Source organism: Streptomyces zagrosensis, from assembly GCF_014203645.1.
In the GTDB taxonomy this organism is placed as follows: Bacteria; Actinomycetota; Actinomycetes; order Streptomycetales; family Streptomycetaceae; genus Streptomyces; species Streptomyces zagrosensis.
In genome coordinates this window covers 1-21017 of record NZ_JACHJL010000023.1, presented here as the reverse complement: position 1 = coordinate 21017, position 21017 = coordinate 1, and the positions used below count along the sequence as shown (strand labels likewise).

Below are 21017 nucleotides of genomic sequence, written 5' to 3'. Positions count from 1 at the left end.
GCGAGCGACCGGAGACGCTGAAGCACCCGGCCCACTCCGGCGCAACCCGTACCCGCCATACGAAACCGCTCAGTGCGGGATCGTGTCGATCAGCTCGCGTGCGCCCTGCCGGAGCAGCGCGACGGCCACCGATGTGCCCAGCGTCGCGGGGTCAAGGGGGCCTGCCCACTCGTGGGCGTCCAGGACCACCTTGCCGTCCGGCGTGAAGACGCGCGCCCGCAGTGAGAGGCGGCCATCGCGTTCGGCCCTGGCGAAGCCCGCGATCGGGGAATTGCAGTGGCCTTGGAGCACATGCAGGAGCATCCGCTCGGCGGTGGTCTCGCGCCAGGTGTCCCGGTCTCCGAGCCCGGCGACGGCCTCTGTCGTTGCGGTGTCGTCCTCCCGGCATTGCAGGCCAAGGACGCCCGCGCCGATCGGCGGGCACATCGTCTCGACCGGCAGGATCTCGGTGATCAGGTCGGGGCGACCGATGCGCTCCAGGCCAGACACCGCGAGGAGCAGTGCATCGGCCTCGCCCGCGACCAGCTTCTCCAGCCGCCGGTTGGCGTTGCCGCGCATCGGTACGCAGGTGAGGTGCGGGTGCGAGACGGCGAGCTGGGCGACCCGGCGCACCGACGAGGTTCCGATGCGGGCGCCCTCGGGAAGCTGGTCCAGGGTCAGCCCGTCGGGCTGCACCAGGGCGTCCCTGATGTCGTCGCGCTTGAGGTACGCGGCGAAGACCGTGCCGGCGGGTAGCGGCCGGTCAGCGGGCACATCCTTGATGCAGTGCACCGCGAGATCGGCCTCGCCCGCGAGCAGCGCCGCGTCCACCTCCTTGGTGAACGCGCCCTTGCCGCCGAGCTTGGACAGGTCGCCCATCCACTTGTCGCCCGAGGTGGTGACCGGCACCACCGTGGTACGGATGCCTGGCCGCAGCGCGCTCAACTCGGTGCGTACGCGCTCCACTTGGGCCAGCGCCATCGGCGACGAGCGAGAGACGATACGGATCAGATCAACGTCATCCATGGGTCCACGATAGGCCGTCAGCGGGGCACAGCTCGCCTCGGGCCAGGCCCGGTGCGTCGGCCCTGGTGGGCGGGGATTTCGCTCGCTCACACGGGCGCGCCGGGTGAGGACGAGCAAGACCTCGCTACGGTCCTGCGACCGGACGTGTGACACCCCGTACACCCGGACGCGCAGCACGCCCCGGCACACGAAAAGACGGGCCTTATTTCCCATATGCCCGTATTGTCTATTTGCGGCACAGGGAGCGCAGACCGAGGGAGCAGCGGACCATGAGCACACCCGTATCCGTCAACGTCGCCGTCATCTACTACTCATCGACCGGTACGGTCCACGCACTCGCGGAGGCGATCGCGAACAGCGCGGAGCAGGCGGGCGCTGAGGTGCGGCTGCGCAGGGCTACCGAGCTCGCCCCGCGTGCGGCGATCGAGTCCAACCCCGCCTGGGCGGCGCACGCGGACGCGACCGCCGACATCCCCGAGGCGGTGCCGGACGACATGCTCTGGGCTGACGCGGTGATCTTCGGCTCGCCCACCCGGTACGGCAATGTCACCTCGCAGCTCAAGCAGTTCATCGACATGCTCGGCGGGTTGTGGCAGCAGGGAGAACTGGCCGACAAGGTGTACAGCGGCTTCACCGCATCCGCCACGGCCCACGGGGGCCAGGAGTCCACGCTGCTCGCGCTCTACAACACCATCCACCACTTCGGCGGCATCCTGGTCGCCCCCGGATATACGGACCCGGCGAAGTTCATCGACGGCAATCCGTACGGCACCTCCCACGTCGGCGGCCCGGACACCTCCATCGACGACAACGCGCGTACGGCGGCCCGCGTCCAGGCGGAACGGGTGGTCCGCTTCACCCGAGCGATCAAGAAGGGCCTCGCAACGTAACCCCTTCACCCGCCCCCGCGGACGCCCGCCATCCGCCCCACAGCCGCACCGCAGCCGCACCGGGCCGCGCCGGCCGAGCACCGCAGCCGCACCGCGCCGGGCCAGGCCGCGCCGCGCACCGCCACGCGACCCAGCACCCAGCACCCGGCACCCAGCACCCAGCACCGACCCACTCGGCCGATCACCCGCTCAGCCAATCAGCCACTCAGCCGCTGGTACCGCCGTACCGCCAGCGGGAAGAACACCGCGACCAGCACCAGCGGCCAGGCCACCGCCAGCAGTCCCGCGTGGTCGGACGCCCATGCGTCGCTGTCCCAGCCGGGGTTGTTGAAGAGGTCGCGGACCGCCGTCGCCGTGGCCGACATCGGGTTCCACTCCGCGATCGCGCCCAACCAGGCCGGCATGGTGTCGGTCGAGGTGAACGCATTGGACAGAAAGCCGATCGGCCAGACCAGAATCTGCACCGTCTGCACCAGCTCCGGCTTGCCCGCGGCCATGCCCAGGTAGATCCCCATCCACAGCATCGCGAAGCGCAGCAAAAGCAGCAGCCCGATCGCCGCGACCCCCGCGCCAAAGCCGCCGTGCCAGCGCCAGCCCATCAGCAGCCCGGCGCCGAGCAGGATCAGCAGGCTGACCAGCGACTCGATCATGTCGGCCGCGCATCGCCCGACCAGTACGGCCGACCGGCTCATCGGCATCGCCCGGAACCGGTCCACCACGCCCTTGTTGAGGTCCGCGGTAAGCGAGACCATCGTCGCCTCAAGCCCGAACGCCATGGTCAGCGCGAGCATCCCGGGGAACAGGAATTCCTTGTAGTCCCCTCCCCCGGCGACGTGCATGCCGCCGCCGATGAAGTACGCGAACATCACCAGCATGAGCACCGGGAAGGCCAGCCCGACGACGAGCTGTACCGGTTGCCGCGCCCAGTGGGCCAGTTCGCGCCGGGTCATGGTCCACGCGTCTGCCAGCGCCCAGCCGAACCGGGCGGCGCGACCGGTGGGCCGCGCCATGGCCGAGAGATCCACTGCGCTCGTCATCGTCATACCGTCGCCTCCCGACCGCTGGTCCCCTGGCTGCCCTGCCCCGCTTTTGGCCCAGCCGCCTTGCCCGGTGGCGGCCCTTCGTCCACCGCCCCGGGCTCCTGCGGTCGCGCCCCCGTGAGATGCAAGAACACCTCGTCCAGGGTCGGGCGGCGCAGCGCGATGTCCCGCGCCTCGATCCCGGCCGCGGCCAGCGCCCGTACGGTCTCGGTCAGTGCGGCGACCCGGTCCACGACGGGCGCGCTGACCCGCAGGCTGTCCGCGTCGGTCTCGACGCCATCGGCGCGGGCCGCCATGCCCACGACGGATGCGGCGGCGGCCAGCTCGTCCGCGCGGTGCAGCACCACGTCGATGCGGTCCCCGCCGATGGCCGACTTCAGCTCGTCGGCCGTGCCATCGGCGATGGCACGGCCGTGGTCGATGACCGAGATCCGATCCGCGAGTTGGTCGGCCTCCTCCAGATACTGCGTGGTGAGCAGCACCGTCGTTCCGTCGCCGACCAGCGTGCGCACCGCGTTCCACACCTCCCTGCGGCCTCGCGGGTCGAGGCCGGTGGTCGGCTCGTCGAGGAAGAGGACCTGGGGCCGCATGATGAGCCCGGCTGCGAGGTCGAGCCGGCGCCGCATGCCGCCGCTGTACTGCTTGATCGCCTTCCGGCCGGTGTCCGCAAGCCCGAACTGCTCCAGGAGTTCGTCCGCACGTTGCCCGGCCCGCCGCGCGCCGAGGTGGTAGAGCCTGCCGAACATCTCCAGGTTCTGCCGGCCGCTCAACTCCTCGTCCACCGCGGCATGTTGACCCAACAGGCCGATCCGGTACCGAACCTCGTTGGGCTGGCGCAGCACATCGAATCCGGCGACCTCGGCCCGGCCGCCATCGGGGCGCAGCAGCGTGGCGAGCGCACGGATGCAGGTGGTCTTGCCGGCACCGTTCGGGCCGAGCACACCGCGCACGGTGCCGCGCGGCACGGTCAGGTCGAGCCCGTCGAGCGCTCGGTGTGTGCCGTAGTTCTTCCGTAGTCCCTCGACAACGATCGCGTGATCGCGGTCAGTCAATGCCATCTCCTTCAGCAGCCGACTCCGGGATGAGCACCCGGTGCCCAATAGTCAAACTTGACTACGACAGGAAGGTACTGCCCATCCAAGCAATTAGTCAAACTTGATTAGCAACGGCGATGGCGGAGATTGATGAACGGAGGAGATGAGCGGGCGAGCTCGTCTAACTGCCGTCGCCCGGGTGGGGCCCGTTGGCGTACGGGTTTTCGACGCCCTCCGGGAGAACACCCTTGAACGGCTCGCCCTCACCCGCCATCACGTACGCACCGTTCTCCAGCCGTTCGATCAGGGCGCGCGTCCAGGCCGCACCGCTGTCCGATGTGGTCACCCACAGCTCCATGATTTCGCCGATATGGCCAAGCGACTCGGGCCCATCGGCCGGGGTGTAGTAGTCGGTCACCGTGGTGCGCCAGCCTTCAAGGCCCTCAAGGCGCTGCTTGAGGAGGGAGATCGCCTCACCGCGCGGCAGGTCGACGATGAGCCCAACACCCGCGCTCAGCACGTCGAGTTGGGGCCGCCAACTCCCCAGCGCCTCCCGAAGCAGCGCGAAGTAGGCCTCTTCCCCCTGCTCGGTCACCTCGTACTCGGTACGCGGCGGCCCACCCGCCGTACTGGGCGCGACGTCATGGGCGAGCAGCAATCCCTGCTTGGCCATCTGCTTGAGCGCGTGGTAGATCGACCCGGGCTTGGCGTTGGACCACTCGTGCGCGCCCCAGTACTCCAGGTCGTTACGGACCATGTAGCCGTGCGCACGCCCATGCTGACGCACCGCCCCGAGCACCAACAACCGCATCGCCGACATCAGCCCGCCACTCCGTTCCGCCCAGCCCACCCACTCGATCTTCCACGACCCAGGCTAGTCGTACGCTACGGGCTACTCAACTTTGACTAGCAAGGCAACGGCTGTCAGGCTCACCGGCATGACGGAGACGACCACACCCATGCTGCCGTGCCCTTCGGTCCCGGAGATCCTCGCCTTCTACCGCGCACTCGGCTTCGACGTCACCTTCGAGCAAACCCAACCCAATCCGTACGCGGTGGTCCAACGCGGCGCGATAGACCTGCACTTCTTCGGCATGCGCCGCCATGACCCGGCCGCGTCGTACGGCACGTGCCTGATCTCGACCGACGATGTGGACGGCATGCATCAGGCGTTCCGCAGCGGCCTCAAGGCGGCGTACGGGAGGGTCCCCACGCGCGGCATCCCTCGGATCGGGCCGCTGAGGGACACCACGTACGGCGTACGGCAGTTTCTGGTGACCGACCCCGGCGGCAACTGCCTGCGCATCGGCCAGCCGAACGGCGACAGCGTCGCCCACGGCGAGGCCCCCACCAGGGCCTTCGCCCGCGCTCTGCACCTGGCGGCGCTGCTCGGTGACGCGAAGGGAGACCACCGACAGGCGGCGCGCTTGCTCGACCGCGCGTTGGCGGCGGCCGATGCCGCCGAGGCCGGCAGTGGGGCCGGCAGTGCGGCTGACAGCGGGGCTGACGTCAGCGACGCGGCGGCGGATGCGGCGGGGGTGCGTCCATCGGCGGTGGAGTTGCTGGCCGCGCTGGTGCTACGCGCCGATATGGCGATCCGGTTGGATCAGCCGGAGCTGGCAAGGACGTTGCTCGGGCGGGCCGCTGAGATCGTACTGACGGAGGCGGACCGCGTCGCGCTGCGCGACGCGCTGCACCGGGCGGACGAGTTGCGTGAAGAACTGGGCAGTGCGGAGCTGGAAGGCGAGGAGCTGGGCGAGAGCGCCCCGTAGAACCGAGCTGGTCCCGCCGACCGCTGGGCGGGCTGCCAGGTCATGTCCTGACGCCCGCCCGGCGAGGTCACCCGGCTCACACCGCCCCGTCCCCCGCCTCGTCCACCAGGACAAACGCGGTCTTTCCGTCGATCGCCTCACGAATGATGTCCGCGTGCCCAGCGTGCCGGGCCACCTCCTGGATCATCGTCAGCAAGATCCAGCGCGCGGAACGGTCGCGGTCCTGCGGATACCAAGGGGCCTCGGGCAGCGTCACCACGACGTCCAGGTCCGGCAGCGAGGTGATGTACTCCTCGGTCTGCCGGGCGACCCGCTCGTAGTACGCGAGCAGGCTCTGCACCGTCTCATCGCCCACCGGCGCGAAGGACTCGTGCCAGTTTTCGTAGTCTCGCTGCACGGTCTCCTCCGGTCGCCCGGCGAGCGTGCCCATGATCCAGCCCTGTTCCACCTCGGCGACGTGCTTGAGCAACCCTGACAGGGACAGTTCACTGACGGTCGCCTTCTGGGCCGCCTGCTCATCGCTCAGCCCGAGGAGGGCCCGCCGGATGCCACCGCGCTGCGCGGCGAGGTAGTTCAGCAGCGCGGTGCACTCGTCGCCACGGGGTTCGGCATCCACGAAAGTGGGCATGGGGTCTGCCTTCCTACGGGGGCCGGTTCGGTGTCCGACCTCGTTGAAGATGACATTAGACGCCCTTGCGGACAGGTACTGTCCGCAATCCCAGCCAGGTACTGTCCGCGATCCCCGCCAGGTCCTGTCCGCAATCCCAGCCATGGACCGTCCGCAATCCCCGCCAGGTGCTGACCGCGAACCCCGCCGGCCACGGTCCGCGATCACAGCCAGGCACTGTCCGCAATCGCGACCTGGCCTGCCCGCAATGACGTCCGCGACCCGTCTGGATGTCCCCATCCCTCGCCCGCCACCCGCCGCAATCCGCTGCGACCGTCTTGGGCTCCCGTCGTCACGCGGGAGCGCGCGGGCATCAGAACGGGAAGGTGCTCCGGCCGTGCTGGATCGAGATCCACCTGGTGGTGGTGAAGGACTCCACCATGGCCTCGCCGTTGAGCCGTCCCACACCGGAGGACTTCTCGCCACCGAAGGGGACGATCGGCTCGTCGTGCACGGTGGCGTCGTTGACGTGCATCATTCCGGTACGCACCTGCCGGGCGACCCGTACGCCGCGCTCGATGTTGGCGGTGTGTACGCCGCCGCTGAGGCCGTAGTCGGTCTCGTTGGCGATCCGGATCGCCTCATCGTCACCGTCGAAGGGGATCAGCATCACCACAGGGCCGAAGAACTCCTGCCCGTACACGACGGAGTCGGCGGGCACATCGGTGAGCACCGTCGGCCCCACCAGCGTGCCGTTGACACTGCCGCGGACCAGCGCGGTGGCGCCGTCGGCGATGCACTGATCGACCATGCCGGTGATGGTCTCGGCCTGGCCCTCGTTGATCAGCGGGCCGATATGGGTCGCGGGGTCGCGGGGGTCACCGACCTTGAGGGCCTTGACCCTGGCGACGAACTTCTCGGTGAACTCGGCCTCGATACTCCGGTCGAGGAGCACCCGGTTGGCGGCCATACAGATCTGGCCCTGGTGCGCGAAGCGGCTGACGATGGCAGCGTCCACGGCGTAGTCGATGTCCGCGTCGTCCAGGACGAGCAGCGCGCTGTCGCCGCCGAGTTCGAGGACGCAGCGCTTGAATCCGGCGGCGGCGACGGTGGCCACGTGCCGGCCGACCTTGTCGGAGCCGGTGAACGAGATGACCTTCGGGATCGGGTGGTCGATGAGCGCGTCACCGATCTCGGCGATGTCGGTCACGACGACATTGAGCACCCCGGGCGGCAGGCCGGCTTCCTCGAAGACCTTGGCGACCAGACCGCCACCGCACACCGGAGTGTTCTGGTGCGGCTTGAGCACGACCGCGTTCCCCAACGCCATGGCCGCCGCGACCGACTTGATGGACAGCAGGAACGGGAAGTTGAACGGGCTGACGACGCCGACGACACCGACCGGCACCCGGTAGACACGGTTCTCCTTCCCGTCGATCGGAGACGGCAGGATGCGTCCCTCGGGGCGCAGCGCGAGCTGGATGGCCTCGCGCAGGAACTCCCGCACGATCTGGAGTTCGAACCCGGCTTTGAACTGCGTGCCACCTACTTCCGCCGTGATGGCCTCGGCCAGCTCCTGCTCACGATCCTCAACGATCCGCAGCGCCCGCTCGAACACCAAGCGCCTGGTGTACGGGTTGGTCTCCGCCCATGCGAGCTGCGCCCGCTCGGCGGCACGGTACGCCTGGTCGATCTCCTCGACGGTGGCGACGGTGATCGAGGCGAGCTTCTCTCCGTTGTACGGATTGAAGTCCACGATGTCCCACGAGCCGCTCCCGACCCGCCACTCACCGTCGATGTACTGATAGGCCAACTCGGAGAAGTAGGACATGCCATCCCTTATCTGAAGGCCGGGAGGCGGCTGGCCACCCGGTGACTGGGCGGAGCTCCTGATGCTTCGTCATCGTAGTGAGGACTCACATCAGTTGGAGACGGGCCCTCAGCACATCTCTCGATTTGGCCGGAGACAAGCTGTCGGCACGCAACCGTTCCATCGCCCGCTCGTATTGGGCGACCTCTTCGCGCTTGTCCAGATACAGCGCGCTGGTCAACTGCTCCAAATAGATGATGTCCGGCAGATCGGGCTCCGGGAAGCTCAGCATGGTGAACGCCCCGCTCTCACCTGAGTGGCCACCGAAACTGAACGGCATCACCTGAAGCGTCACGTTCGGCTGTTCCGACACCTCCAAGAGATGCTGGAGTTGGGTGCGCATCACCGTGGCATCGCCATACGGTCGATGCAGCGCCGCCTCGTCGAGTACGGCGTGAAAGTCCGGTGCCCGCTCGGACACCAGGAGTTTCTGCCGTTCCAAACGGAGCGCCACCCGCCGGTCCACCTCGGATGTGCAGGCATTGCGCTGGCCCCGCGTGACGACGGCGTGCGCGTACCCCTCGGTTTGCAGCAGTCCATGAACGAACTGCACCTCATAGACGCCGATGTGCGAGGCAGCACCCTCAAGCCCCACATAGGTCTGGAACCAGCCGGGCAGTACGTCGCCATAGCTGTGCCACCAACCCGCCACATTGGCCTCCCGGGCGAGTCCTAGCAGCGCCCCGCGCTCCGCATCGTCCGCAACCCCGTAGAGCGTGAGCAGGTCCTCGACGTCGCGTGACTTGAAACTCACCCTGCCCAACTCCATGCGGCTGATCTTGGACTCGGAAGCACGGATCGAATAACCAGCCGCCTCACGCGTAATGCCGCGCGACTCACGCAGCCGCCGGAGCTGAGAGCCCAGGAGGATGCGGCGTACAACCGATCCACTCGACTCGCTTGTGGCCATTTCCGTGACCCTCCCTGTACGTTCCGCACCCTCGCGGGTGCGTCCCCCACGGACCCCCGGCCGCGAAGTCTGCCACTTTTAGGCTCCGTTGAGTGCCCATCTCATTACCCAGGCATGAGATGGACACAAGTGGCCCCAGGAAGAATTCCTCGCGAACACGTCCACTCCGTCGCAAACCGGCCATGTGCACGTGCATCTGCCCTTGCATCTGGCCCGGTCATTGGGAATCCTGGAGCTCGCGCACGTGCACGCTTTTTGCAGATCCAGCCAGGGTCGTCACGGCCACGAATGCCAGGAGTGCCTCGCATGGGGACCAAAGGATCGACCATGGTCGAGCCGTTATGGCAGGGCCTGCCTCCCATCAACCCCTCGGCGCTCTCGCATTCCGCCTCGTGCGCGCTGGCAGCCCGCTACGACGCGGTCAAGGGCGCTCGCGAGTTCACGCGCACCACGCTGCACGGCTGGGACCTGCCCGGACTCTTCGACGATGTGGCGCTGGTCGTATCCGAGCTGGTCACCAACGCACTGCGACACGCACTGCCGAGTGAGGACCGCGCGGCGGGGCCTCCCCCAGAAGCGGGCCATGGGGCCGGCTACGGGGGCGGCCCCATGGCCACCATCGAGCCAGCGGTACGGCTCCATCTGATGCGCTGGACCTCGCGGCTGGTTTGTGCCGTCCGCGATCCGAGCGAGGTCAGTCCGGTCACTGGCGACACGGCGATGTTTCCCGAGCTCAACGGGGCGGCCGAATCCGGCCGCGGCCTCTACCTCGTCGAGTCCTTCAGCGACAGCTGGGGCTGGCATCCCCTGGCGGGGACGCTGCGGGGCAAGGTCGTCTGGGCGCTTTTTCGGCTACCTCGGGACGAGGACTAACGCGCCTGCATACGGCGTACGAGGCGCGCACGGGTCGCGGCGGGACGCGTGGGTTCAGGCCCCTACGCATGTGGCGCATATGACACGGGCCTCCCGGAATCCCGTCCACCGGCAAGGTCGCGTGCCTCAGCGAGGGCCGGCCCTGCCGGCGCAGGCTGGATCTCCGGCAGGCTGATCCACCAGCGGTGGCAGTCCCCCGACGGGCTGACACGGCTACGGTCGCATCCCCTCGATGGGGTGGACCGGCACGGCGTTGACGCCTCCGCGTACCGCACCGCCCGCGAGATGGCTGCGTCACGGCGGTGCCCAGGGGCTGACTACGCGGCGCACCACGTCCGAACCCGTCTACCCGAGGTAGACACACGGCGGGGCATGCCCGGTGTAAACCGCCGTCTCGCTGTCTATGATCTGCGCCGGACCGCGCCGGGCAGACGTCCACCTAGCCGGCCACAGCGCGTCCGAACGAGCGACCGAGGCCCCGACGAAGCCCCCGCCGCGCAGCCCCGACCGAACCCCAAGACCCACCCTTCCCGGGGCCCGACCACCGAGAGCAGCCAGGCCCTGGCCACCGGTAGCAGCGCGGAGTAACGCCGGCTCCGGCCGACTTGGGGCGGGCCACGTGGGCGGGCTCGCACTCGGCGTGCTCGCATAGGGCGGGCCGCGAGTGGCGCGCGACAGGCGCCGCGGGACGTGCGGCGCGGAACAGGCGCCGTCAGGGGCCGGGCGTCGCGGGCCGGCCGGTACGGGATGGCGGCGTACGAGAAAGACCACGGCCCGCGAAACCGCCGCTAGGCCACAGAGTAGGCCGAGCAGGCCGGGCAACAGCCCGAGCAGGCCAGGCAGCCCGAGTAGCCCAGGCAACAGGCCGAGTAGGAGACCATGGAGGGAAAACCGCTGGGCCGCCTCCCGGCATTCGCCAGACCACTGACGGGAATCGCCCGGCTACCCCACGGGGAAGGTCAGCTGCCGTACGGGATTCCATCGGATTCCCCAGCAACGCGGGGAATCAGCAGCCCCACGGGTGTGGCGTCCCTGGCCGGGCCCCATCGTCCCGGACCGGTCAATCGCCCGTCAGATGGTCGAACTCCCCATCCTTCGCACCGAGGAGCATCGCCTCGATCTCGGCCGGTGTGTAGACGAGCACCGGGCCATCCGGGAAGCGGGAATTACGCATGGCTACGTTTCCACCCGGCAGCTTCGCGAATTCCACACAGGAACCCTGCGAATTGCTGTGCCTACTCTTCTGCCAGACGACCCCGGGAAGGTCCGTCGCCGCCATGCCGTTATACGCCTGGTGCACAGGACACTCCGTGGGTGATTGCAGTCGTCAACTACCCCGGATCATAGTCCCGTTCATCTGCCGATGCATGAGCGGATGCACGTGCACACCGCGTACTCGAATGATCACCGCGAGGCGTAAGGCAACAACGCCATCTCGCGGGCGTTCTTGATCGCCCGCGCCAACTGCCGCTGCTGCTGGGCGGACACCCGCGTCACCCGACGACTGCGGATCTTGCCACGGTCGGAAATGAACTTACGGAGTAGGTCGGTGTTCTTGTAGTCGATATAAGTGACGCCAAGCACGTCCAACGGGTTGGGCTTGGGCTTCAAGTTTTTGTGTGGATGCGGGGCGCGGGCCATGGGAAAGAGCGGTCCTTTCGGGAGAGTTCGGGCTAATTCAGCGGCACGAAGGCCCCATGCGCGCAGGCGTGGGGGCCGCGGCCGGCCGTGGTCGGCCGCGGTCGGAACGGTAAGTACGGGGCGCGCACTCCGCGTGGTGGCGTCATGCGCCACAGCCAGCACAAGCGTTCCTGTGCGCGCCACAGGAAATCGGTGGGGCATGAGTGGAGCCGCAACGGCCGGAATGGGTAAGTCCATCACCGGGAGTGCGGATGCGAGCTCACCCGGTGCGGTCACATTCACATGCGGTTGTGAATGGAGCTCTTGGTTGAGACGCGTATCACCGGCATGAGAACGCGCAACGCGGGTAAAAGAGTGCGAATTCAGAGAACCGGGTCAAGGAGTTCATCGAACGCCCCCGACAGCGAACGCCAAGCCGCAGGACCCGCCGCGTATTCGGCGTCCGTCAGCAGACAGGACTCAAGCAACGAGACGAGACCCTCGCGGTCGAGGCCGGGCGAGGTGAACGTCAGATGTTGCGCGCGGTCTCCGTGTTCCGGGTGCCAGTCCAGCGCGGCGGCCACCCGACGCATCGGCGGCACCATCTCCCATGCCGCGTCCGGCAGCCCCGCCAGCCACGGCCCGGCGCCCTCCACGCACAGCGCGCCGCCTGCCGCCTCCCAGGACAGCAGGGTGTCCGGCCGGTCCGCGAGCCAGAACCGGCCCCGGCTGCGGGCCGCCGCACAGGTCAGGTCCTCCAAAGCGGCAAACAGCCGCTCCGGATGGAAAGGCCGCACCCGATGCCACACCAGGGTCGAGACGCCGTCCGCGTCCGCCTCCTGGGGCAGCAGCGCGCACGCCGGGTGTTGCCGCCCGGCCGCCGCCTCCACGTCGAAGCCGGCGAGTGCCACCGCCGCGAGGTCATCGTCCGCGTCGGCGTGCACCAGCAGGGCCATCGGATGCAGTTGGGACAGCAGCGCGAGCCCGGTCGGGTCAACGCCCCGCACCCCTTCAGCGCTGTTCGCGCCGGCGCCTGCCAGGTCCGCCGTCAGCTCCGCGCCGGGCACGATGGCCAGCACGGGTGCGTACTCCACCTGCCGCGCCCAGGTGTCGCCCACCGTCCGCTGGTCGGCGGCTGCCGCCGCCAGGCCCGTATCGGCGAGATCGTCACCGCAGGCGAGGTACGGCAGGACCAACGCCGGGTCAACGGCCGTGATGACGCCGCTCAACCGCAGCCCGGCAGCGCCGTGCGCGGCCACCACCTCGGCCATCGCCTTGGGCTCGACCGAGTCCCACAGTTCGACGATGGCCAACCGGCACAGCCCGCCATCGGCGAGCCGCTCCAACTCGGGCACTAGGTCCTCGCGCAGCGCACAGCACGCACAGTCGTTCACCAGCGGCGCTTCACCCTGGTCAAGCGTCTCCACGCAGTCTCGTACGGTGCGCCGCACGGTGCCCGCATCGGCCGTGGCCAGGTCGTGATGGAGGGCGACGCTTCTGGGCACGGTGCGCAGCAACCGTTCGACGGTCGATCGCCGGGCATCCGCGTGCAGCCCACCGACGATCACCACCGGCAGGGCGGCGGCCTCGCTCATCAGCGGGCCTCCCGCTTGCCGTAGCGGCGCTCGAAGCGCTCCACGCGACCAGCGGTGTCCAGTACGCGTGCGGTGCCGGTGTAGAAGGGGTGGCTCGCCGAGGAGATCTCGACGTCGACGACGGGATAGGCGTTGCCGTCCTCCCACTCGATGGTCTTCTCGCTGGTGGCCGTGGACCGGGTCAGAAAGGCGTAGTCGGCGGCCCGGTCACGGAAGACGACCGGGTGGTACGAGGGGTGGATGCCGGGCTTCATGGGCTGGGACTCCTTGGGTGACGAAGGGGGCGCCGCGCAGGCGGGCGGGGGCCGTTGGGGCCGAAGGGTGGTTCAGCGCTCTTCCTTGAAGGGGACGTGGCGCCTGGCGATCGGGTCGTACTTGCGCAGTTGGAGCCGATCGGGGTCGTTCCTACGGTTCTTGCGCGTCACATACGTGTAGCCGGTGCCGGCGGTGGAGCGCAGTTTGATCACAGGGCGTAGCTCGTTGCGGGCCATAGGGGCTACTATACAGAAATGATTTCCATTTTCATTAGGGCTCTACCTGGGCCGCAGCACACAAGGAGGCGCTGAGCCGTGTCCGCCCACTGCCAACTGACCGGACGTAAGCCAACGTTCGGTAACTCCATCTCGCACTCGCACCGACGCACCTCCCGCCGTTTCGATCCCAACATCCAGCGCAAGCGCTACTGGCTGTCGAGCGAGAACCGCTTCGTACGGCTCACGCTGAGCACCAAGGGCATCAAGACGGTGGACACACTGGGCATCGAGGCCGCCGTGGCCCGCATCCGTGCCCGAGGAGGGAAGGTCTGATGGCGAAGAAGAGCAAGATCGCAAAGAACGAGCAGCGGCGCATCGTCGTCGCGCGCTACGCCGCCCGCCGCGCGGCCCTCAAGGCCATCATCGGCAGCCCGCACGCGCGCGCTGAGGAACGGCTCGCAGCACAGGGCGAGTTGCGCCGCCAGCCCCGCGACGCCAGCGCCACCCGGCTGCGCAACCGCGACAGCTCCGATGGTCGCCCGCGCGGCTACTTCCGCGCCTTCGGCCTCTCCCGGGTCAATCTGCGCAAGCAGGCGCACGCCGGCTATCTGCCAGGCGTGCGCAAGTCGAGCTGGTAGCCAGGTGATTGCCCGCGCCGACCGCCTCGCTGGTACGTCCACTGACGGCGGTCGGTGGCGGGCGCTTGCTTGCCGGGGGCCGATGGGCGGGGCCGGTGCCAGGGGCGGGGCCGGGGCCGGGGCGTACCGGCATCGAAGACAGCAGACGCGTGCGACGGGCCGTGGACCGTTCCCCACGGTCCGCGGCCCGTCGCGCGGGATCGGCCCCCACTCCGGTGCCGGGGCCGATCCCGCCCGCGGTGTCCGCCCAGGCAGGGCGGGCACCGCGGCCGTGTGCGACACCTCAGACGATGGCTGCCTGCCTCGTCTGGGCGTCGCGTTCTTGGTTGGCCGCCGGCAAGCCCGCTACGGGCTCACGGGGGGCGTCGATGCCGTGGGTGGCCCAGTCAGGGAACGGATCGGGGAGCGTCGCCCAATGGGCCGCGCCGTGGGCGCACTCGGCGTCGGTGAGTAGACAGCCGGTCAGCGCCGCACGCAGCCCCTCGCCGTCCAAGGCCGTGCCGATGAACACCAGCTCTTGACCGCCGGGCTGTTCACGGCTCGGGAGGTCGGCGGGGTGCAGGGAAGCGACGGCGCGCACGCCGGCGGGTACGGCAGCGCGTACGCCGGAGGGTTCGAAACGGGCGACCGCGCCCGCCTGGGACCACAGGCCGGTCACCCGGGGGCGGGAGGCGAGCCAGAAGAAGCCCTTGGAGCGCAGGACCGTGCCGTACGCGCCGTCGAGGCCGCCGGTGACGAAGTCCCACAGCCGTTCCGGGTGGAACGGCCGGTCGGCTCGGAAGACGAGCGAGGAGATGCCGTACTCCTCGGTCTCCGGGACGTGGTCACCGTTCAACTCCCGCACCCAGCCCGGCGACTGCTGGGCGCGTTCGAGGTCGAAGAGGCCGGTGCCGAGCAGTGCCGTGGGGGCGACACGGCCGAACCGGGCGGGGACGATACGGGCTACCGGGTTGAGCCGGGCCAGCGTGGCGGTCAGCTCGGCGGCCCGGTCCGCGTCCACCAGGTCGAGCTTGTTGACCACGATGACATCGGCGAACTCGACCTGATCCATGAGCAGATCGCTGACCGTGCGCTCATCGTCCTCGTACTGGTCGAGGCCGCGTTCGGCCAGCTCGTCGCCGCCAACCAGCTCGGCCAAAAAGCCGGCCGCATCGACCACCGTGACCATGGTGTCGAGCCGTGCCACAGCGCTGAGCGTGGCACCGTCATGGCTGTCGTGGCCGTCGTGGCCGTCATCGGGCAGCAAGGCGAACGTCGCAGCCACCGGCATCGGCTCGGAGATGCCGCTGGACTCGATCAGGAGGTAGTCGAACCGGCCCTCGCGGGCCAGCCGATCCACCTCCACCAGGAGATCGTCCCGCAGGGTGCAGCAGATGCACCCATTGGTCAGCTCCACCAACCGCTCCTGCGTACGGGAGAGCGCGGCGCCACCACCCCGCACCAGCGCGGCGTCGATATTGACCTCGCTCATGTCATTGACGATCACGGCGACGCGCAGCCCAGCGCGGTTGCTGAGGAGGTGGTTGAGCAGCGTGGTCTTGCCGGAACCGAGGAATCCGGACAGGACGGTCACCGGGAGCAGGGGCGAGGGCGAGGGCGACGACCGAGTGCGGCCGGGTGGCGGCGGGGTGGTCATGGGCGTCAGTCCGTGGGCTGGATGAGCCCGCGCTGGTAGGCCCGTACGAGGCGGATGGGGACCCGGATCTCGCGGCCATCGACCGTGATCGGCACGAGCTGTGGGGCAGTGGCCTTCCACTGGGAGCGGCGGTGCCGGGTGTTGCTGCGGGACATCTTGCGCTTGGGGACGGCCATCGCTCGTCGGTCTCCAGGGCTCTCGGTGACGGTACGCGGCCATACGCTATATGAAAATGAGTCCCATTTCTAACTGGTGCGCCAGACCCGATCGTCGGGTTCGATCACCGGGTTCGATCACCGGGCCCCGCTTGCCAGACCTCGATTGTCAGACCCCCCTGTAAGACTCATGAGCATGAGATGGGCGGTGGCAGAGGCGGACGACGGGGGTGTTCGCCTCTGCCCCCTGGACGAGGCGGGGCGGGCGAGCGGTCCGGTCCGCGTCGCGCGCGACATCGTGGCGGCGGTGCGCGAGCAGCCGGAAGTGACGCGGTGGGTGTGGCGCTCCAGCGCCGAGATCTATGGCCGGTTGCTCAACGCGGGCATCCGGGTCGAGCGGTGTTACGACGCGGAGGTTGCCGAGACGCTGCTGCTCGGCCATGAGGGGCAGTGGGGGCGCCAGCCGCGTTCGCTCGCGGCGGCGTGGGCGCGGCTGCATGGGTTGCCGGTGCCCGACGATCCGCCGGTGCGTACGGCCGACACCCAGCCATCGCTGTTCGAGGCGGGCCCGGTGCCACTGCCGCCCGGCACCGACCCGTTGGAGGCGCTGCTCGCGGTGTACGCGGACCAGTTGGCTCGTACGGAGGCCACCGGGTGCCCGGCGCGTCTGCGGCTGCTGATCGCGGCGGAGTCGGCGGGCATGCTCATCGCCGCCGAGATGCGGCAAGCCGGGGTGCCCTGGCGGGCCGATGTGCATCGGGAGTTGCTGGATGAGCTCCTGGGCGAACGGTATCCGGGTGGCCTGGAGCCGCGGCGGTTGGCGGAGTTGGCGGACGAGGTCTCGCAGGCGTTCGGCAGCCGGGTGCGGCCGGACCTGCCCGCCGAGATCGTCAAGGCGTTCGCCCGAGCCGGCATACGGATCGGCTCGACGCGCGCATGGGAGTTGCGGGACATCGACCATCCGGCTGTGGAGCCGCTGTTGCAGTACAAGAAGCTCTATCGACTACACACGGCGCACGGCTGGTCCTGGCTCCAGTCGTGGGTGCGAGAGGGCCGGTTCCGCCCCGAGTACCTGCCGGGTGGGGCCGTTTCGGGGCGCTGGACCACGCACGGTGGGGGCGCCTTGCAGATTCCCAAGGTGGTGCGACGCGCGGTGGTCGCCGACCCGGGGTGGCGGCTCGTGGTGGCCGACGCGGAGCAGATGGAGCCCCGGGTGCTGGCCGCCGTCTCGCGCGACCGGGGGCTGATGGAGGTGGCGGGCAGCGCGCGCGATGTGTATGCGGCGCTGTCCGACCGGGGGTTCTCGGGCGATCGCGCGCAGGCCAAGCTGGCGCTGCTTGGCGCGATCTACGGGCAGACCTCCGGGGACGCGCTGAAGCACCTCGCGGATCTGCGCCGCCGCTTCCCGGCAGCCGTGGGGTACGTGGACGACGCGGCGCGCGCCGGGGAGGAAGGCCGTCTCGTACGGACCTGGCTGGGGCGCACGTGCCCACCCGCATCGGGCGGGGCGGACCCGGGCTCTGACGAGGCGGGGCTGCCGCAGGAAGAGCTGGTCGATCCGTCGCAGGCGGCTGGGACGCAGCGGGGCGCTGGTGCGAGCGCACGGGCCCGAGGGCGGTTCACGCGGAACTTCGTCGTCCAGGGCAGCGCCGCGGACTGGGCCCTTTTGATGCTCGCGGCGCTGCGGCGTGAGCTGTCCGGGCTCCAGGCCCAGCTGGTGTTCTTCCAGCACGACGAGGTGATCGTGCACTGCCCGGCGCAGGAGGCCACTGCGGTCAACGAGGCGATCCAGACCGCGGCGGACCTCGCGGGCACGATCGCCTTCGGCGATACACCGGTGCGCTTCCCGCTGACCCCCTCGGTGGTGGCCTGCTACGCGGATGCGAAGGAGTGATGCGTCGGGTGAGCCGCGCCCGGTGGGTGGGTCGCTCGGGGCAGGACCGGGGCGGCGGGGGTGGCGGGAGCGGCGGGGGCGGCGGGAGTGGGACGTCGGGTCGGCGAGGGTGGGTCGCCGGGGCGGGGAATGTGGGGTGCCGCGGCAGGCGCGGAAGCTGGCGGGCAGTCAGATGGCGCAAGGGGCGGGTCATACGGGCGGAGTAGTTCAGCGCGCGGAGCAGTGCGGGGGCTCGGACCATGGGGGAAGGACCGCCGGGCGGGCGGTCCTGACCCGCCCGGGATGAACTGGATAAAGGAGCGCCCCCCGTGAATCTCAGCCTTGAGCTATTGCGCCGCTGTTCCGTCGCCGTCGATCTCGGCGCCGCTCGCACGCGGGTCTATCTCAAGGATGGCGGGCTCATCGTCGATCAGCCAACGGTCGCCGCCGTGAACACCCGCACCGGTTCACTGATCGCCGTTGGCTCACTCGCCGAGCAGATGACCGGCCGCACCCCCCAGCACATCCGCGTCGTGCGGCCCGTCAGCGGCGGCACCGTGGTGGACATCGACATCGCCCAGCGCATGCTGCGGTTCTTCGTCGGCGACAAGGTTTGCCGCGCCTGGCGCCGCAAGCCGCTGCTGCGCGCCGCCATCTGCGTCTCGCACGACGCCGACCCGCTCGCCCGGCGCGCCGCCGCCGAAACGCTGGGCGGCCTTGGTGCGCGCCGGGTCGAGTTGGTGGACACGTTGATCGCCGCCGCCGTGGGCTGCGGGCTGCCCGTCGAGCGGCCGGAGGCGACGATGATCGTGGTGTGCGGCGCGACCACGACACACATCGCCGTGTTGTCGCTGGGGTCCATCGTGGCCGCCGAGAAGGTGCAGGTGGGCGGGGAGATCATCGACCGGGCCGTGGTGGAATACGCACGCATCCGGCATGAACTGCTGTTGCCGGGCCAGTCCGGGCACCCGCTGCATGACGCGTTGAAGGACACCGATCCGACGCTCGGCGGCGCCGAGGTGCACGGCAGGGACGTGTCCACCGGGCTCGCCAAGTCCGTGCGGGTGGACACCGCCGACGTACGGGCGATCGTGTGCTCCCCGCTCGCGGGCGTACTGGACGCCCTGCGGGCCGTACTCCGGCGCTGCCCACCCGATCTGGTCGCCGACCTCCTCGACCGGGGAATCATGGTCGCGGGCGGCAGCGCTCGGCTGACCGGTTTCGACGATCTGCTGTCCGAGGGCACCGGCATGCCCACACAGATCGCCGAGCGGCCCGACCTGTGTGCCGTCGAGGGATTGGGCGCCATGCTGGATGGCAGGGTCAGGCCGCTTCGGCTCGACCCGCTAGCACGATGACGCGGCCCCAGCTTCGAAATGCCCAGCAGAACCAGCAGGCCCAACAGGCCCAACAGGCCCGTGGGGAACTTCTGTGGTCTGTTCGGAGGTTCCCCTTGTGGATCTAGTGTGGTCAGCCCCTGACGTATCGCGCGAGGAGACAGCTCATGGCCCTGTGGGACAAGTTGAAGGACTCCGCCCAGACGATGCAGACCCAGCTGCAAGCCAAGAAGACCGAACTGAAAAGCGGGGCCTTTCGGGACGCCAGCATGGCCATGTGCGCACTGGTGGCGGCGGCCGATGGCTCCGTTGACCCGGCCGAGCGGCAGCGCGTGTCCTCGCTGATCACCTCGAACGACGTCCTGCGGAACTTCCCCGCCGACGAGCTCCAGCGACGGTTTGACGAGTACGTCGGCCAGTTGACCCGGGACTTCGCGATGGGCAAGGTCGGCGTGTTGCAGACGATCGGCAAGGTGAACAAGAAGCCCACCGAGGCCCGCGCCGTCATCCAGATCGGCATCGTCATCGGCGGTGCGGACGGCAACTTCGACACGACGGAACAGGGCGCGGTCCGCGAGGCGTGCTTCGCGGTCGGCATCGACCCCTCGGAGTTCGACCTGTAAGGCCAGCCCTGCCCCGAACCGGCTCCCCGCGCCGGCACCCCGAACCGGCCGCTGAGCGGCGCCGGTTGCGGGGCTGTGCCGGTTGTGGGCTGTGCCGGTTGCGGGGCCGGCTCAGGCTGCTCCGCGCTTGGCCATGCCCGCCAGGATCATGTGGTGGAAGGGCTCGATCGTACGGAAGTACATCCGGCCCGCCGGGCGGTGGTAGCGGACCACGGTGGTGCAGACACCCTCCGGGCCGCGCTTGCCCTCGCGTACGACGAAGACGCAGCGGTAGCTGAGGTGTTTATCGTCCTTGCCCGCCATCACTTCATCGTCGGAGACGGTCAGCACCCGCATGGGGCCGAGCCGCTCGCCAGATTTGACGGTTTTGGGTGCCGTTACATGGCCCACCTTCAGGCCGAAGGGCTTGACGAGCTTGTCTCGGGTTTTCATGAGCCCGACGACCCAGCCCGGTGGGGAGCTCATCATGGCCTGGGTGAAGTGGACAGCGCTCCGGTCGGGTGGCACATCGACGGCCACCGTGGACACGTGGTCGTAGCCCCCCAGGCTGCTGACGGCTCTTTCGGTTACCGGCTCGGCGTCTCTGCGAACCGTGGGTCCTGCCATGGCGTCGCTCTCCTCCCGTGAGCCGCCCAGTGGGTGCGCGGCTTACTGATTATGGAATGGCCGGTCCCTCAGCCCTGGATTTGGCAAATCGCGGCGCCCGAGGCAACGGACGCGCCGACCTCGGCCGTCAGTCCCGTAATGACTCCTGAACGATGGGCGTTGAGCGGTTGTTCCATCTTCATGGCTTCCAGCACCACGATGAGGTCGCCTTCCTCGACTTGCTGGCCTTCCTCGACCGCCGTCTTGACGATGGTGCCCTGCATCGGAGAGGCCAGCGTTTCGCCGGTGGCCGCTGCGCCGGCGCTGCTCGACTTCTTGCGCTTGGTCTTGCCCGCGTTGGCCGGGGCGGGGGGACCGGCGAGGCTGAGGGAGGCGGGGAGGGAGACTTCGAGGCGTTTGCCACCGACCTCCACCACCACGGTCTCGCGACCTTGGCTCTCACCGTCCTCGTCCAACCCGG

Annotated in this window: 24 protein-coding genes; 8 read left to right on the top strand and 16 right to left on the bottom strand. The window is 69.3% G+C overall.

From position 1 onward, the window contains the following. Positions 1 to 69 precede the first annotated feature (69 nt). Positions 70 to 1005, bottom strand: a complete 936-nt coding sequence (gene hemC, locus FHS42_RS30785) for a hydroxymethylbilane synthase (RefSeq protein WP_184578329.1) — start codon at positions 1003 to 1005, stop codon at positions 70 to 72. Between the two features lie 269 nt (positions 1006 to 1274). On the opposite strand from hemC, the gene wrbA reads away from it, so the two are divergent. Continuing rightward, a complete protein-coding gene (wrbA, locus tag FHS42_RS30780) occupies positions 1275 to 1895 on the top strand; it encodes an NAD(P)H:quinone oxidoreductase (RefSeq protein ID WP_184578326.1) in 621 nt (206 codons plus the stop codon). A gap of 197 nt (positions 1896 to 2092) precedes the next feature. Here the strand turns inward: wrbA and FHS42_RS30775 are convergent, their stop codons facing one another. The 3 genes from FHS42_RS30775 to FHS42_RS30765 form a co-directional block, all read right to left on the bottom strand. Then, a complete protein-coding gene (locus FHS42_RS30775; protein ID WP_376772756.1) occupies positions 2093 to 2938 on the bottom strand; it encodes an ABC transporter permease in 846 nt (281 codons plus the stop codon). Further along, positions 2935 to 3993 carry an ATP-binding cassette domain-containing protein gene (locus tag FHS42_RS30770; protein WP_281392905.1) on the bottom strand — a complete coding sequence of 353 codons (1059 nt, stop codon included), beginning with the start codon at positions 3991 to 3993 and terminating at the stop codon, positions 2935 to 2937. The genes FHS42_RS30775 and FHS42_RS30770 overlap by 4 nt, the downstream gene beginning before the upstream one ends. Positions 3994 to 4150: 157 nt before the next feature. Next, a complete protein-coding gene (locus FHS42_RS30765) occupies positions 4151 to 4789 on the bottom strand; it encodes a PadR family transcriptional regulator (protein ID WP_184578319.1) in 639 nt (212 codons plus the stop codon). Between the two features lie 118 nt (positions 4790 to 4907). Here FHS42_RS30765 and FHS42_RS30760 point away from each other — a divergent pair, with 118 nt between their 5' ends. Then, positions 4908 to 5741 (top strand): bleomycin resistance protein, encoded by an 834-nt coding sequence (locus tag FHS42_RS30760; RefSeq protein ID WP_184578316.1) that lies wholly within the window; start codon positions 4908 to 4910, stop codon positions 5739 to 5741. Positions 5742 to 5817: 76 nt separating this feature from the next. Here the strand turns inward: FHS42_RS30760 and FHS42_RS30755 are convergent, their stop codons facing one another. The 3 genes from FHS42_RS30755 to FHS42_RS30745 all read right to left on the bottom strand — a co-directional run bounded on the left by FHS42_RS30755 (position 5818) and on the right by FHS42_RS30745 (position 9128). Next, positions 5818 to 6369 (bottom strand): DinB family protein, encoded by a 552-nt coding sequence (locus FHS42_RS30755; RefSeq protein WP_184578313.1) that lies wholly within the window; start codon positions 6367 to 6369, stop codon positions 5818 to 5820. A 352-nt stretch (positions 6370 to 6721) separates the two neighbouring features. Continuing rightward, positions 6722 to 8179, bottom strand: coding sequence for an aldehyde dehydrogenase family protein (locus tag FHS42_RS30750; RefSeq protein WP_184578309.1), 1458 nt, complete (start codon positions 8177 to 8179; stop codon positions 6722 to 6724). Positions 8180 to 8264: 85 nt separating this feature from the next. Continuing rightward, on the bottom strand, positions 8265 to 9128 hold the full coding sequence (locus FHS42_RS30745; protein ID WP_184578306.1) for a Sco1979 family transcriptional regulator: 864 nt from the start codon (positions 9126 to 9128) through the stop codon (positions 8265 to 8267). Between the two features lie 306 nt (positions 9129 to 9434). Between FHS42_RS30745 and FHS42_RS30740 the strand changes: the two genes are divergently transcribed. After that, entirely contained in the window at positions 9435 to 10001 is a 567-nt protein-coding gene (locus FHS42_RS30740) for an ATP-binding protein (protein WP_184578303.1), read from the top strand. Between the two features lie 1060 nt (positions 10002 to 11061). Here FHS42_RS30740 and FHS42_RS30735 read toward each other — a convergent pair. From FHS42_RS30735 to rpmG, 5 genes are all read right to left on the bottom strand, one after another. Continuing rightward, positions 11062 to 11301, bottom strand: coding sequence for a DUF397 domain-containing protein (locus FHS42_RS30735; RefSeq protein ID WP_184578300.1), 240 nt, complete (start codon positions 11299 to 11301; stop codon positions 11062 to 11064). Between the two features lie 104 nt (positions 11302 to 11405). After that, positions 11406 to 11642 (bottom strand): 30S ribosomal protein S18, encoded by a 237-nt coding sequence (gene rpsR, locus FHS42_RS30730; protein ID WP_184578297.1) that lies wholly within the window; start codon positions 11640 to 11642, stop codon positions 11406 to 11408. Between the two features lie 362 nt (positions 11643 to 12004). Then, positions 12005 to 13216 (bottom strand): GTP-binding protein, encoded by a 1212-nt coding sequence (locus FHS42_RS30725; RefSeq protein ID WP_184578294.1) that lies wholly within the window; start codon positions 13214 to 13216, stop codon positions 12005 to 12007. After that, the gene (locus FHS42_RS30720; protein ID WP_184578291.1) at positions 13216 to 13470 is read right to left on the bottom strand and encodes a type B 50S ribosomal protein L31; all 255 of its coding nucleotides are present in this window, start codon (positions 13468 to 13470) and stop codon (positions 13216 to 13218) included. Before FHS42_RS30720 ends, FHS42_RS30725 begins: the two co-directional genes overlap by 1 nt. A gap of 72 nt (positions 13471 to 13542) precedes the next feature. Continuing rightward, positions 13543 to 13707, bottom strand: a complete 165-nt coding sequence (rpmG, locus tag FHS42_RS30715) for a 50S ribosomal protein L33 (protein ID WP_184578288.1) — start codon at positions 13705 to 13707, stop codon at positions 13543 to 13545. 78 nt (positions 13708 to 13785) lie between these two features. Between rpmG and rpmB the strand changes: the two genes are divergently transcribed. After that, on the top strand, positions 13786 to 14022 hold the full coding sequence (rpmB, locus tag FHS42_RS30710; RefSeq protein ID WP_184578286.1) for a 50S ribosomal protein L28: 237 nt from the start codon (positions 13786 to 13788) through the stop codon (positions 14020 to 14022). After that, entirely contained in the window at positions 14022 to 14327 is a 306-nt protein-coding gene (gene rpsN, locus FHS42_RS30705; RefSeq protein ID WP_184578283.1) for a 30S ribosomal protein S14, read from the top strand. The genes rpmB and rpsN overlap by 1 nt, the downstream gene beginning before the upstream one ends. A 283-nt stretch (positions 14328 to 14610) precedes the next feature. Here the strand turns inward: rpsN and FHS42_RS30700 are convergent, their stop codons facing one another. Together FHS42_RS30700 and rpmF are read right to left on the bottom strand one after the other, a co-directional pair. Beyond that, positions 14611 to 15963, bottom strand: coding sequence for a GTP-binding protein (locus tag FHS42_RS30700; RefSeq protein WP_184578280.1), 1353 nt, complete (start codon positions 15961 to 15963; stop codon positions 14611 to 14613). 5 nt (positions 15964 to 15968) lie between these two features. Further along, positions 15969 to 16139, bottom strand: coding sequence for a 50S ribosomal protein L32 (rpmF, locus tag FHS42_RS30695; protein WP_184578278.1), 171 nt, complete (start codon positions 16137 to 16139; stop codon positions 15969 to 15971). Between the two features lie 169 nt (positions 16140 to 16308). Between rpmF and FHS42_RS30690 the strand changes: the two genes are divergently transcribed. From FHS42_RS30690 to FHS42_RS30680, 3 genes are all read left to right on the top strand, one after another. Beyond that, positions 16309 to 18012 carry a bifunctional 3'-5' exonuclease/DNA polymerase gene (locus FHS42_RS30690; protein ID WP_221477023.1) on the top strand — a complete coding sequence of 568 codons (1704 nt, stop codon included), beginning with the start codon at positions 16309 to 16311 and terminating at the stop codon, positions 18010 to 18012. 308 nt (positions 18013 to 18320) lie between these two features. Further along, positions 18321 to 19349: a rod shape-determining protein gene (locus FHS42_RS30685; protein ID WP_184578273.1), complete on the top strand. Its 1029-nt coding sequence runs from the start codon at positions 18321 to 18323 to the stop codon at positions 19347 to 19349. 146 nt (positions 19350 to 19495) lie between these two features. Beyond that, complete coding sequence (locus tag FHS42_RS30680) at positions 19496 to 19951, top strand: tellurite resistance TerB family protein (protein WP_184578271.1); 456 nt, start codon at positions 19496 to 19498, stop codon at positions 19949 to 19951. Between the two features lie 111 nt (positions 19952 to 20062). Here FHS42_RS30680 and FHS42_RS30675 read toward each other — a convergent pair whose 3' ends face one another. Both FHS42_RS30675 and FHS42_RS30670 read right to left on the bottom strand, forming a co-directional pair. Continuing rightward, the gene (locus FHS42_RS30675; protein WP_184578267.1) at positions 20063 to 20557 is read right to left on the bottom strand and encodes a DUF2867 domain-containing protein; all 495 of its coding nucleotides are present in this window, start codon (positions 20555 to 20557) and stop codon (positions 20063 to 20065) included. Between the two features lie 68 nt (positions 20558 to 20625). Continuing rightward, positions 20626 to 21017: biotin/lipoyl-containing protein (locus FHS42_RS30670; RefSeq protein ID WP_184578265.1), on the bottom strand; the 392-nt coding region annotated here is incomplete at its 5' end.

What these genes read in the sequence shown, in the direction of transcription:
- hemC (WP_184578329.1), bottom strand. Translation starts at nt 1,005, where the DNA reads ATGGATGACGTTGATCTGATCCGTATCGTCTCTCGCTCGTCGCCGATG.
- wrbA (WP_184578326.1), top strand. Translation starts at nt 1,275, where the DNA reads ATGAGCACACCCGTATCCGTCAACGTCGCCGTCATCTACTACTCATCG.
- FHS42_RS30775 (WP_376772756.1), bottom strand. Translation starts at nt 2,938, where the DNA reads ATGACGATGACGAGCGCAGTGGATCTCTCGGCCATGGCGCGGCCCACC.
- FHS42_RS30770 (WP_281392905.1), bottom strand. Translation starts at nt 3,993, where the DNA reads ATGGCATTGACTGACCGCGATCACGCGATCGTTGTCGAGGGACTACGG.
- FHS42_RS30765 (WP_184578319.1), bottom strand. Translation starts at nt 4,789, where the DNA reads ATGTCGGCGATGCGGTTGTTGGTGCTCGGGGCGGTGCGTCAGCATGGG.
- FHS42_RS30760 (WP_184578316.1), top strand. Translation starts at nt 4,908, where the DNA reads ATGACGGAGACGACCACACCCATGCTGCCGTGCCCTTCGGTCCCGGAG.
- FHS42_RS30755 (WP_184578313.1), bottom strand. Translation starts at nt 6,369, where the DNA reads ATGCCCACTTTCGTGGATGCCGAACCCCGTGGCGACGAGTGCACCGCG.
- FHS42_RS30750 (WP_184578309.1), bottom strand. Translation starts at nt 8,179, where the DNA reads ATGTCCTACTTCTCCGAGTTGGCCTATCAGTACATCGACGGTGAGTGG.
- FHS42_RS30745 (WP_184578306.1), bottom strand. Translation starts at nt 9,128, where the DNA reads ATGGCCACAAGCGAGTCGAGTGGATCGGTTGTACGCCGCATCCTCCTG.
- FHS42_RS30740 (WP_184578303.1), top strand. Translation starts at nt 9,435, where the DNA reads ATGGGGACCAAAGGATCGACCATGGTCGAGCCGTTATGGCAGGGCCTG.
- rpsR (WP_184578297.1), bottom strand. Translation starts at nt 11,642, where the DNA reads ATGGCCCGCGCCCCGCATCCACACAAAAACTTGAAGCCCAAGCCCAAC.
- FHS42_RS30725 (WP_184578294.1), bottom strand. Translation starts at nt 13,216, where the DNA reads ATGAGCGAGGCCGCCGCCCTGCCGGTGGTGATCGTCGGTGGGCTGCAC.
- FHS42_RS30720 (WP_184578291.1), bottom strand. Translation starts at nt 13,470, where the DNA reads ATGAAGCCCGGCATCCACCCCTCGTACCACCCGGTCGTCTTCCGTGAC.
- rpmG (WP_184578288.1), bottom strand. Translation starts at nt 13,707, where the DNA reads ATGGCCCGCAACGAGCTACGCCCTGTGATCAAACTGCGCTCCACCGCC.
- rpsN (WP_184578283.1), top strand. Translation starts at nt 14,022, where the DNA reads ATGGCGAAGAAGAGCAAGATCGCAAAGAACGAGCAGCGGCGCATCGTC.
- FHS42_RS30700 (WP_184578280.1), bottom strand. Translation starts at nt 15,963, where the DNA reads ATGACCACCCCGCCGCCACCCGGCCGCACTCGGTCGTCGCCCTCGCCC.
- rpmF (WP_184578278.1), bottom strand. Translation starts at nt 16,139, where the DNA reads ATGGCCGTCCCCAAGCGCAAGATGTCCCGCAGCAACACCCGGCACCGC.
- FHS42_RS30690 (WP_221477023.1), top strand. Translation starts at nt 16,309, where the DNA reads ATGAGCATGAGATGGGCGGTGGCAGAGGCGGACGACGGGGGTGTTCGC.
- FHS42_RS30680 (WP_184578271.1), top strand. Translation starts at nt 19,496, where the DNA reads ATGGCCCTGTGGGACAAGTTGAAGGACTCCGCCCAGACGATGCAGACC.
- FHS42_RS30675 (WP_184578267.1), bottom strand. Translation starts at nt 20,557, where the DNA reads ATGGCAGGACCCACGGTTCGCAGAGACGCCGAGCCGGTAACCGAAAGA.